Here is a 10,109-nt window from a genome sequence, read left to right as displayed (position 1 = left end):
GTGCGCCCCGCCCGCGGCGGCGACCGGAGCCTCGCGGTGACGACGCCCGACCACGACGACGACCGGACCCGGCTGACCCTGGAGGGCGGCCGGGCCGGCGCCGTCTACATGCTCACAAACCGGATCCGCACCAGCGGCGGCCGTGCGCTCTGCCGCACGATCGTGGTGCGCATCGCCCCCGATACGCCACCGGGCTGAGGAGTCCTCGATGATCTTGACCGAATTGAGCGCGCCGCCCGCGGCCGCCGTTCCCGTTCGCGCCTTCGCCGAGCATCTGCGGCTGGGGAGCGGCTTCGCCGACGACGGCGCGCAGGACCAGCTGCTCGAGCTCTACCTGCGCTCGGCCATGGCGGCGATCGAGGCGCGGCTGGGGCGGGTGCTGCTGGCGCGGCCCTACTCCTGGACCGTGACCCATTGGCGCGAGGAGTCCTGCCAGGGCCTGCCGGTCGGCCCGGTGATCTCGGTCGAGAGCATCACCTTCCAGGAGGCGGACGGCAGCGAGACCGAGGCGGAGGCCGGGACCTGGTCGGTGCTGCGCGACGCGCAGCGCCCGCGGCTCGTGGGCAAGTTCGGCCGCAGCCTGCCGCGCATCCCGCGCGGCGGCCAGGCCGAGATCCGCTTCACCGCCGGCTTCGGGCCCGGCTGGGAGGACGTGCCCCACGACCTGCGCCAGGCGGTGCTGATGCTGGCGGCGCATTTCTACGAGAACCGCGCCGAGGGCGGCACCGCCGCGGGCGCGATGCCCTTCGGGGTGCTGGTGCTGATCGAGGCCTATCGCGCCACGCGTATCGGGGGAGGCTTCGCGTGACCGGGCTCGTCAATCTGGTGCGAAGGCTGGTGCTGGAGGAGCGCGAGACCCAGGCCGACGGCTCGGGCGGCCAGGTGGTCGCCTGGCGGCCGCTCGGCACGCTCTGGGCCGATGTGCGGACGCGGACGGGGCGCGAGGATTTCCTCGGCGCCGTGGCGCGGCCGCGGGTGCGCTACCGCATCCTCGTGCGCGGGGCGCCCTTCGGCGCGGCGTCGCGGCCGCGGCCGGAGCAGCGGCTGCGCGAGGGCGCGCGGGTCTTCGACATCCTGACCGTCGCGGAATTCGATCCCGCCGGGCGCTATCTCGAGATCGAGGCCGAGGAGGGGATCGCGGCATGAGCTACGCCTTCTCCTTCGCGCTCCAGGCCGCGGTCTGGCGGCGGCTCGCGGCCGACCCGGATCTCGCGGCGCTGGTGGGCGGTGCGATCTACGACGCGCCGCTGCCGCCGCCCGCCGATGCAATGCCGCCCGATTACGTCACCCTCGGCGAGGAGACGGTCCGGGCGAACGACACCAAGACCAGCACCGGCGCGCTGCATGACTTCGAGGTGACGGCGCATTCCGGCCGCGACGGTTTCGACACCGTCAAGCGCATCGCCGCGGCGGTCTGCGTGGCGCTGGTCGACGCGCCGCTCGATCTCGAGGCGGGGCGCCTCGTCGCGCTGCGCTTCCTCCGCGCCAAGGCCGAACGCGGGCCGGCGCCGGAGAAACGACGCATTTCCATGCGGTTCAGAGCCGTCGTGGATCAGGCATAGCAAATTCATCGCTGAGAGGATGACGACATGGCGGCCCAAAAAGGCAAGGACCTGCTGATCAAGATGGACATGACCGGCAGCGGGTCGTTCGAGACCGTCGCGGGGTTGCGCGCGACGCGGATCACCTTCAACGCCCAGACGGTCGACGTGACCAATCTCGGCAGCGCCGGGCAGTGGCGCGAGCTGCTCGCCGGCGCGGGCGTGCGCAGCGCGGCGATCAGCGGCTCGGGCGTCTTTCGCGACGACGCCACGGACGAGCGCGCGCGGGCGATCTTCTTCGCCGGCGAGGCGCCGGTCTTCCAGGTGATCGTGCCGGATTTCGGCATCGTGGAGGGCTCGTTCCTGATCACCTCGATCGAATATTCCGGGAGCCACGACGGCGAGGCGGTCTACGAGCTGTCGCTGGCCTCGGCCGGGGCGCTGAGCTTCCAGGCGATCTGATGGGCAATCCCTATCGCGGGGAGGTGGTGCTCTCGGTGGACGGCACGCCGCGGGTGATGCGGCTGACGCTCGGGGCGCTGGCGGAGCTCGAGGCGCGTCTGGAAAGCGAATCGCTTCTGGAGATGATCGCGCGGTTCGAGACCGGCGGCTTCCGGGTCGCAGACCTCGTCAGCCTGCTCGCCGCCGGCCTGAGCGGCGGCGGCTGGCGGATCGGCGAGGCGGAGCTGGTGGCCTGCCGGATCGACGGCGGGCCGCTGGCCGCGGCGCAGGCGGCGGCGAAGCTCCTGAAGGTGACCTTCACCCTGCCGGACCCGGACGAGACGGAATGACCAGGATCGCCTGGCCGCGGCTGATGCAGGTCGGCCTCGGCCGGCTGCGGCTGCCGCCCGAGGAGTTCTGGAACCTCACCCCGGCGGAATTCATGCTCATGGCGGGTCTCGGCGAAGGCCGGGCGGCCCTGTCGCGCGCCGGGCTCGCCGAGCTTTCGGCGCGCTTTCCCGACGTGCCGGCGGTCCGGCCCGCGGAATTGGAGTGATCATGGCAGATTATGAAGCCGATCTGAGCCGGCTCGAGGCGCAGTTCGCGGAGCTGGAAGGCACGATGGCCGGGCTCGAGGGCGTCACCTCGACGTTCCGCAGCGAGCTCGAGGGCGTTCAGGGCAGCATGAAGGATGCCGGGCGCGAGGCGTCGGGCATGTCGCGCTCGGTCTCGGGATCGCTGCGGCGCGCCTTCGACGGGGTGGTCTTCGACGGCAAGCGGCTGTCGGACGCGCTCGCCACCATCGGCAAGGGCCTCTCCGGCACCGTGCTCAACCAGGCGCTGGCGCCGGTGCAGGGCGCGGTGAGCTCGGCGGTGGGCGGCGGGCTGCAATCGGTGCTGGGCGGCCTCCTGCCCTTCGCCGGAGGCGCCGCCTTCTCCGGCGGGCGGGTCGCGGCCTTCGCCCGCGGCGGCGTGGTGGACGGGCCGACGCATTTTCCCATGCGCGGCGGGGTCGGGCTGATGGGCGAGGCGGGGCCGGAGGCGATCCTGCCGCTGGCGCGCGGCTCGGACGGCAAGCTCGGCATCCGCTCGGACGCCGGCGGCGGCGGCACGGTGCATGTCACCATGAACATCTCGACGCCGGACGTGGAGGGGTTCCGCAAGTCGCAGAGCCAGATCGCCGCGGACATGAACCGGGCGATCCAGCGCGGGCGCCGCAATCTCTGAACGGAAGGAAGTCGTCATGAACTTTCACGAGGTCCGGTTTCCCGTCGCCCTGAGCATGGGGTCGAGCGGCGGACCCGAGCGGCGCACCGAGATCGTCACGCTCAGCAACGGCCACGAGGAACGCAACTCGCCCTGGGCGCATTCGCGCCGGCACTACGATGCCGGGCTGGGCGTGCGCTCGCTCGACGACATGGCCGAGGTCATCGCCTTCTTCGAGGCGCGGCACGGGCAGCTCCACGGCTTTCGCTGGAAGGACTGGACCGACTGGAAATCGTGCCGCCCCTCGGCCGAGCCGGGGATCTTCGACCAGAAGATCGGCACGGGCGACGGCACCACCACGGCATTCCAGCTGTCGAAGAGCTATTCCTCCGGGTCGCAGAGCTACGTGCGGCCGATCAGCAAGCCGGTGGACGGCAGCGTCCGGCTGGCCGTGGGCGGGCAGGAGATCTTCGAGGGGCCGGATTTCGGCGTCGACACCAGCACCGGCCGCGTCAGCCTCGCCGTGGCGCCGGGGCAGGGGGTCCTGGTCAGCGCGGGCTTCGCGTTCGATGTGCCGGTGCGGTTCGACACCGACCGGATCGCGACGAGCCTCGCGGGCTTCTCCGCCGGAGAGATCCCGTCGATCCCGGTGGTCGAGGTGCGGGTCTGATGCGCCGGATCGATCCCGAATTCCAGGCGCGGCTCGACGGCGGCGCCACGACGCTCTGCCGCTGCTGGCGCGTGGTGCGCCGCGACGGGCAGGCCTTCGGCTTCACCGATCACGACGGCGATCTGGTCTTCGACGGGCTGACCTTCCGGGCCGGATCGGGGCTCGACGCGAGCGCGCTGCAGGCGGGCACCGGTCTCAGCGTCGACAACGGCCAGGCGCTTGGTGCGCTCACCGCGGCTTCGGTCTCGGAGGACGACATCCGCACGGGCAAGTTCGACCGGGCCGAGGTCCGGCAATGGCTCGTCGACTGGACGCGGCCGGATCTGCGGGTCCTGCTCTTTCGCGGCGAGTTCGGCGAGATCCGGCGCTCGGACGGGGCCTTCGAGGTCGAGTTGCGCGGCCTCGCGGAATCGCTCAACGCGCCGGTGGGCCGTACCATCCTGCGCAGCTGCGACCGGATCCTCGGGGACGGGAAATGCGGCGTCGACACGGCGCGGCCGGAGTTCACGGTCGAGGCCGATGCGCTGGAGGGCTGCGCGGGAGCGCTGGTGCTGGTCGCGGCGCTGCCGCAATTTGCCGAAGGCTGGTTCCAGCACGGCAGCCTGACCTGGCTCGGCGGGGCCAATGCCGGCGAGCGCGCCTCGATCAAGGCGGATCGGCTGGTCAACGGGCAGCGGCGCATCGACCTCTGGCGCGAGCCGTCCTGGCCGGTGGCGGCCGGCGACCGGCTCCGGCTGGTCGCGGGATGCGACAAGCTGGCCGGCACCTGCCGGGAGAAGTTCGCCAACATGCTGAATTTCCGGGGATTTCCGCATATCCCCGGCGAGGATTGGGTCACGGCCTATCCCAAGGACGGAGCGAACCATGACGGCCGCAGCCTACGCAGATCCTGACCCGGACCAGGGCGGCGAGATCGTCGCCCGGGCGCGGGCCTGGATCGGCACGCCCTATCGCCATCAGGCGAGCTGCCGCGGTGCGGGCACGGATTGCCTCGGGCTATTGCGCGGGATCTGGCGCGAGATCCACGGGGAGGAACCCGAGGCCGTGCCCGCCTATACGCCGGACTGGTCGGAGCCGCAGCGCTCGGAGGATCTGCTGGCGGCGGCCGGCCGGCATCTGCTGCCGGTCGCCGAGCGGCGACCCGGCGACGTCCTGGTGCTGCGCATGCGCGACGGGAGTGTCGCCAAGCATGTCGGCATCCTTGCGGTCTCGCCGCAGGGCTTCGAGACGCTGATCCATGCCTATTCCGGGCATGGGGTCGTCGAATCGGCGCTGACGCCCGCCTGGGCGCGCCGGATCGCCGGCATCTTTCGTTTTCCGATGGGGAGAAGCTGATGGCAACGCTCGTTCTGGCCGCGGCCGGCTCCGCGCTCGGCGGCGCCGTCGGAGGGTCGATGGCCGGCCTGTCGTCCATGGTGCTCGGCAAGGCCATCGGCGCCACGCTCGGCTCGGTGATCGACCAGAAGCTGATGGGCCTCGGCTCCGAGCCGGTGGAGACCGGGCGGGTCGACCGGTTCCGGGTGATGGGCTCGAGCGAGGGTGCCGCCCTGCCGCGGGTCTTCGGCAGGGTGCGCATCGCCGGGCAGCTGATCTGGTCGAGCCGCTTTCTCGAGACCGTCAACAGCGAGGATGTCGGCGGCAAGGGCGGCGGCGGCACCACGGTGCGGGAATACAGCTATTCGGTGAGCCTCGCGGTGGCGCTCTGCGAGGGCGAGATCCTGCGCATCGGGCGGATCTGGGCGGACGGGCAGGCGATGCAGCAGATCGGGCTGACCTTCCGGCTGCACCGCGGGACCGAGGACCAGCTGCCCGATCCGCTGATCTCGGCGATCGAGGGTGCGGACGAGGCGCCGGCCTATCGCGGGACCGCCTATGTCGTCTTCGAGAACCTCGACCTGACGCCCTTCGGCAACCGGATCCCGCAGTTCAATGTCGAGGTGTTCCGGCGGCCGCAGCCCGAGCATCCTCGCGTGCCGCGCTCGCCGGCCTTCGACGTTCGGGCCGTCGCCTTGGTGCCGGGGACGGGCGAATATTCGCTGGCGACCGAGCCGGTCACCTTCCGGCGCGGCAAGGGCGACAGCGTCGCGCTCAACGTGCACAACGACCGCGGCGTGCCGGACATCGAGGCCTCGCTCGACCAGCTCGAGGTGGAGCTGCCGAATTCCAAGGCGGTCTCGATGGTGGTCAGCTGGTTCGGCGACGACCTGCGCTGCGGGCGGTGCCGGATCCTGCCCAAGGTCGAGCAGAAAGGCGAGGACGGCGACCCGATCCGCTGGGCGGTCTCGGGAGTGTCGCGCGGCGGGGCCGAGGAAGTGAGCTGGCTCGAGGGGCGTCCGGTCTTCGGCGGCACGCCGGCGGATGCCACGGTCATCCAGGCGATCGAGAGCCTGCGGGCCCGCGGGCAGTCGGTGATGTTCTATCCCTTCATCCTGATGGACATTCTCGCCCAGAACGGCCTGCGCGACCCCTGGACCGGTGCGGCGCATCAGCCGCCGGTGCCCTGGCGCGGCCGGATCACGCTCGACCATGCGCCCGGCGTCGCCGGCTCGGCCGACAAGACCGCCGCCGCCGGGGCCGAGGTCGCCGCCTTCTTCGGCGCGGCGTCGCGCTCGGAATTCGACGGGGACGGCAGCACGATCCGCTACGACGGCCCCTCGGAATGGTCCTATCGGCGCTTCATCCTGCATTATGCGCATCTCTGCGCGCGGGCGGGCGGGGTGGATGCCTTCTGCATAGGCTCGGAACTGCGCGGCCTGACGCAGATCCGCGACGGCGCCACCAGCTATCCGGTGGTCGAGGCCCTGCGCGCGCTCGCTGGGGACGTGCGCGCGATCCTCGGGCCGGAGACCAAGATCGGCTATGCCGCGGATTGGTCGGAATATTTCGGGCATCAACCGCAGGACGGATCGGGCGACGTGCTCTTCCATCTCGACCCGCTCTGGGCGCATCCGGCGATCGATTTCGTCGGGATCGACAACTACATGCCCTTGTCGGACTGGCGGGACGGCACCGCGCATCGCGATGTCGCGGCGGGGTCGCCCTATGATCTCGCCTATCTCGCGGGCAATGTCGCCGGCGGGGAGGGCTACGACTGGTATTATGCCGATGCCGCGGGACGGGACGCCCAGGAACGGCTGCCGATCCGCGATACCGCGCATTCCGAGCACTGGGTCTTCCGCTACAAGGACCTGGTGGGCTGGTGGTCGAACCCCCATGTGAACCGGCCGGGCGGGGTCAGGGCGGCGGCGCCCACGGCCTGGGTTCCCGGCTCCAAGCCGATCTGGTTCACCGAGCTCGGCTGCCCGGCGGTGGACAAGGGGACGAACCAGCCGAACGTCTTCTTCGACCCGAAGTCCTCCGAGAGCTTCTTTCCCTATTATTCCAACGGGATCCGCGACGATTTCATCCAGTACCGCTATCTGCAGGCGGTCTTCGCCCATTGGAAGGACCCCGCGCACAACCCGCTCTCGAGCGTCTATGGCGGGCGCATGGTGAACATGGACCATGCCTATGTCTGGGCATGGGACGCACGGCCCTGGCCGGAATTCCCCAACCTTCTCGAGACCTGGATCGACGGGGACAATTACGAGCGCGGCCACTGGCTGAACGGGCGGGCGACGCTTGCCGCCTTGGCCGATGTGGTCGCCGAGATCTCGAACCGCTGCGGTCTGGAGGACATCGACGTCTCCCGGCTTCACGGCGCCGTGACCGGCTATTCGGTCGAGGCGGTGGAATCGGGCCGGCAGAGCCTGCAGCCGCTGATGCTCGCCTATGCCTTCGACAGCCATGCCACGGATGCCGATCTCGGGTTCACCAGCCGGGGCGGGCCGCCGACGGCCGAAGCCGTCGAGGAGGATTGCGTGCTGGTCGGTGGCAAGCCCGCCGTCGCGCGCATGCGGTCGCCGGAGCTGGAGACGCCGGGCCGGGTTGCCTTCGCCTTCGTGCGGAGCGATCCGGACTACCGCGCCGGTGCCGTCGAGGCGACCTCTCCGGAGGCGGCGGAATCGCATTCTGCCCAGACGAGCCTGCCGATCGTATTGTCGGAAGGTGCGGCCCGGGGGATCGCGGAACGCTGGCTGAGCGAGAGCCGCACCTCCCGCGAGGCGGTGACCTTCTCGCTGCCGCCGTCCCGGCTCGCCGTCTCCCCCGGGGACGTGCTCGCCTTCACGACCGGCCTGCGCCGGGAACTCTTCCGGGTCGACCGGGTCGAGGAGATCGGCCATCGGTCGATCAGCGCCGTCCGCATCGAGGAGGGCATCTATCGCGCCCCGCAGATCAGGAGCGAAACCCGGGGGACGGAGACCGTTCCCGTCCCGGGGCCGGCCTATGCCGAGTTCCTCGACCTTCCGCTCCTCAACGGGGACGAGGTCCCGCATGCGCCGCATATCGCGGTGACGCGGACGCCCTGGACAGGGCGCATCGCCGTCTACTCGGCCAACGAGGATGCCGGCTACCGGCTGAACTGCGAGGTTCGCCGCCCCTCGGTCATGGGCGAAACCCTCGATGCGCTGCCCGCGGCGCAGGCGGGAAGCTGGACGCAGGCCTCGGTCCGCGTTCGGATCAATCGCGGGGTCCTGCAGAGCCGCAGCCAGCTCGACGTGCTCAACGGCGCGAATGTCGCGGCCCTGAGGCATGGCGGCGCGGGCGAGTGGGAGGTCTTCCAGTTCGAGCGCGCCGACCTGGTCGCGCCGAATGTCTACCGGCTCGGCGGGCTGCTCCGCGGGCAGGCGGGGACCGACGGGATCATGCCGGCGGTCTGGCCGGAGGGGACGGATTTCGTCCTGCTTGACGGTGCGGCGGTGCAGCTCCGGCTGCCCTCGTCCACGCGCGGGCTCGAGCGGCACTACCGGTTCGGTCCCTCGACCCGCGCCTATGACGACGCCAGCTATCAGCATCGCGTCGAGGCTTTCGCGGGCGTCGGGCTGCGGCCCTATCGGCCGGCGCATCTCGGCGCCGTCCGGCAGGCCAACGGCGATATCCGCATCAGCTGGATCCGGCGGACGCGGCTCGACGGCGACAGCTGGCAGGGCACCGACGCGCCGCTCGGCGAATCCCGCGAACTCTATCACCTGAGGATCTCCTCGGGCGGCTCGCTGCTGCGGGAGTTCATGCCGCAATCGCCCGAGGCGGTTTATCTCGCGGCCGAGCAGGCGGCGGATGCGGCGCCGTCCGGCGTCGAAATTGAAGTCGCCCAGGTTTCCGATCTCTTCGGTCCCGGACCCTACGAAAGGTATTCCTTCGATGGCTAGAACGGCGCAATTGCAGCTGCCCCTCATCGCCCCGGCGCAGGCCCAGAAGCATGTCACCGTGAACGAGGCGCTCTCGCGCCTCGATGCCCTGGCCCAGCTGCGCATCAAGGCGTTCGACCAGGCGGTGGTCCCGACCGATCCGAAGGAGGGAGACGCCTATCTGGTGGGCTCGGAACCGGCGGGCGAATGGTCCGGCCACGGGGGCAAGATCGCCGTCCGGGCCAACGGCGGGTGGATCTTCGTCGTGCCGAAGACCGGCTGGACGGCCTGGGACGAGGCCGGGCTCTGCGCGCGCATGTACCACGGCCGGGGATGGATGGCGGATGCCGTTGCGGTGTCGCCGGGTGGCGCGGGGACGCGGCATCGCGTGATCGAGTTCGATCACGCGATGCTGGCGGGCGCCACCAATCTCACGGCGGTCGCGATTCCGGCCGGCGCCCAGGTGATCGGCGTGACCGGCCGGATCGTCGCGGGCCTGAGCGGCGCCGGGCTCACCGGTTGGAGGATCGGCGTCGAGGGGGCGGACAACCGCTATGGGTCGGGCCTGGGCGTGGCGCAGAATTCCTACCTGCTCGGCCTGAGCGGGGCGCCCGTCACCTATTATGCGGCGACCCCCATCCTGCTCACTGCCGAAGGCGGGGCCTTCGCCGGCGGCACGATCAGGCTGGCGCTCCACGTCGTCGAGCTCGAGCCGCCGCAGGCGGTCTGAGCCACCAATCGAGAGGGAATGCCCGCGTGCCGCCGCTGCGGCACGCGTCAAACAGGTGATCAGCCCGCCGGCGCGTCGAGCAGTTCCTGCACTCTTGCCCGGCAGCGGCCCAGCATAAATTCCACGAAGAGCCGCACCTTCGGATCCTGGAGCCGGCGATGCGGATAGAGGCAGGCGAATTTCGACGGCGGGGGGGGGGGCGATTCGAGGATCGGGACGAGCCGGCCGGCGGCGGCCAGCGCGGCGACCTCGAAGCGGGGGTTGTTGACGATCCCCTATCCCTCCAGCGCCCA

General features: G+C 70.9%; 14 protein-coding genes. 13 read left to right on the top strand and 1 reads right to left on the bottom strand.

The window, feature by feature from the left end; genetic code table 11:
• From V7050_RS13610 to V7050_RS13550, 13 genes are all read left to right on the top strand, one after another.
• Positions 1–198: phage fiber-tail adaptor protein (locus V7050_RS13610; RefSeq protein ID WP_324410674.1), on the top strand; the 198-nt coding region annotated here is incomplete at its 5' end.
• 10 nt (positions 199–208) lie between these two features.
• The gene (locus V7050_RS13605; protein WP_324367634.1) at positions 209–808 is read left to right on the top strand and encodes a head-tail connector protein; all 600 of its coding nucleotides are present in this window, start codon (positions 209–211) and stop codon (positions 806–808) included.
• Positions 805–1,146, top strand: coding sequence for a phage head closure protein (locus V7050_RS13600; protein ID WP_324367631.1), 342 nt, complete (start codon positions 805–807; stop codon positions 1,144–1,146). The genes V7050_RS13605 and V7050_RS13600 overlap by 4 nt, the downstream gene beginning before the upstream one ends.
• Positions 1,143–1,562, top strand: a complete 420-nt coding sequence (locus V7050_RS13595; protein ID WP_324367629.1) for a DUF3168 domain-containing protein — start codon at positions 1,143–1,145, stop codon at positions 1,560–1,562. Before V7050_RS13600 ends, V7050_RS13595 begins: the two co-directional genes overlap by 4 nt.
• 27 nt (positions 1,563–1,589) lie before the next feature.
• Complete coding sequence (locus tag V7050_RS13590; protein ID WP_324367626.1) at positions 1,590–2,003, top strand: phage major tail protein, TP901-1 family; 414 nt, start codon at positions 1,590–1,592, stop codon at positions 2,001–2,003.
• Positions 2,003–2,332, top strand: coding sequence for a gene transfer agent family protein (locus tag V7050_RS13585; RefSeq protein ID WP_324367624.1), 330 nt, complete (start codon positions 2,003–2,005; stop codon positions 2,330–2,332). The genes V7050_RS13590 and V7050_RS13585 overlap by 1 nt, the downstream gene beginning before the upstream one ends.
• Entirely contained in the window at positions 2,329–2,538 is a 210-nt protein-coding gene (locus V7050_RS13580; protein WP_324367622.1) for a rcc01693 family protein, read from the top strand. The genes V7050_RS13585 and V7050_RS13580 overlap by 4 nt, the downstream gene beginning before the upstream one ends.
• A gap of 2 nt (positions 2,539–2,540) precedes the next feature.
• Complete coding sequence (locus tag V7050_RS13575; RefSeq protein ID WP_324367621.1) at positions 2,541–3,209, top strand: phage tail tape measure protein; 669 nt, start codon at positions 2,541–2,543, stop codon at positions 3,207–3,209.
• 16 nt (positions 3,210–3,225) lie between these two features.
• A complete protein-coding gene (locus V7050_RS13570; protein WP_324367619.1) occupies positions 3,226–3,858 on the top strand; it encodes a DUF2460 domain-containing protein in 633 nt (210 codons plus the stop codon).
• Entirely contained in the window at positions 3,858–4,751 is an 894-nt protein-coding gene (locus V7050_RS13565) for a DUF2163 domain-containing protein (protein ID WP_324367617.1), read from the top strand. Before V7050_RS13570 ends, V7050_RS13565 begins: the two co-directional genes overlap by 1 nt.
• Positions 4,723–5,193, top strand: coding sequence for an NlpC/P60 family protein (locus V7050_RS13560; protein WP_324367615.1), 471 nt, complete (start codon positions 4,723–4,725; stop codon positions 5,191–5,193). The genes V7050_RS13565 and V7050_RS13560 overlap by 29 nt, the downstream gene beginning before the upstream one ends.
• Positions 5,193–9,107, top strand: coding sequence for a baseplate multidomain protein megatron (locus tag V7050_RS13555; protein WP_324373811.1), 3,915 nt, complete (start codon positions 5,193–5,195; stop codon positions 9,105–9,107). The genes V7050_RS13560 and V7050_RS13555 overlap by 1 nt, the downstream gene beginning before the upstream one ends.
• On the top strand, positions 9,100–9,816 hold the full coding sequence (locus V7050_RS13550) for a DUF2793 domain-containing protein (protein WP_324373814.1): 717 nt from the start codon (positions 9,100–9,102) through the stop codon (positions 9,814–9,816). The genes V7050_RS13555 and V7050_RS13550 overlap by 8 nt, the downstream gene beginning before the upstream one ends.
• Positions 9,817–9,875: 59 nt before the next feature.
• Here the strand turns inward: V7050_RS13550 and V7050_RS13545 are convergent, their stop codons facing one another.
• Complete coding sequence (locus V7050_RS13545) at positions 9,876–10,088, bottom strand: LysR substrate-binding domain-containing protein (protein ID WP_324410676.1); 213 nt, start codon at positions 10,086–10,088, stop codon at positions 9,876–9,878.
• Positions 10,089–10,109: the final 21 nt, after the last annotated feature.

The organism is Amaricoccus sp. (genome assembly GCF_036846665.1).
In the GTDB taxonomy this organism is placed as follows: Bacteria; Pseudomonadota; Alphaproteobacteria; order Rhodobacterales; family Rhodobacteraceae; genus Amaricoccus.
The sequence above is the reverse complement of the archived record's forward strand: the minus strand, read 5'-3'. Positions and strand labels throughout refer to the sequence as shown.

Coding starts and splice junctions, on each gene's coding strand:
- V7050_RS13565 (WP_324367617.1), top strand. CDS start 3,858: ATGCGCCGGATCGATCCCGAATTCCAGGCGCGGCTCGACGGCGGCGCC.
- V7050_RS13590 (WP_324367626.1), top strand. CDS start 1,590: ATGGCGGCCCAAAAAGGCAAGGACCTGCTGATCAAGATGGACATGACC.
- V7050_RS13555 (WP_324373811.1), top strand. CDS start 5,193: ATGGCAACGCTCGTTCTGGCCGCGGCCGGCTCCGCGCTCGGCGGCGCC.
- V7050_RS13550 (WP_324373814.1), top strand. CDS start 9,100: ATGGCTAGAACGGCGCAATTGCAGCTGCCCCTCATCGCCCCGGCGCAG.
- V7050_RS13580 (WP_324367622.1), top strand. CDS start 2,329: ATGACCAGGATCGCCTGGCCGCGGCTGATGCAGGTCGGCCTCGGCCGG.
- V7050_RS13560 (WP_324367615.1), top strand. CDS start 4,723: ATGACGGCCGCAGCCTACGCAGATCCTGACCCGGACCAGGGCGGCGAG.
- V7050_RS13605 (WP_324367634.1), top strand. CDS start 209: ATGATCTTGACCGAATTGAGCGCGCCGCCCGCGGCCGCCGTTCCCGTT.
- V7050_RS13585 (WP_324367624.1), top strand. CDS start 2,003: ATGGGCAATCCCTATCGCGGGGAGGTGGTGCTCTCGGTGGACGGCACG.
- V7050_RS13575 (WP_324367621.1), top strand. CDS start 2,541: ATGGCAGATTATGAAGCCGATCTGAGCCGGCTCGAGGCGCAGTTCGCG.
- V7050_RS13595 (WP_324367629.1), top strand. CDS start 1,143: ATGAGCTACGCCTTCTCCTTCGCGCTCCAGGCCGCGGTCTGGCGGCGG.
- V7050_RS13570 (WP_324367619.1), top strand. CDS start 3,226: ATGAACTTTCACGAGGTCCGGTTTCCCGTCGCCCTGAGCATGGGGTCG.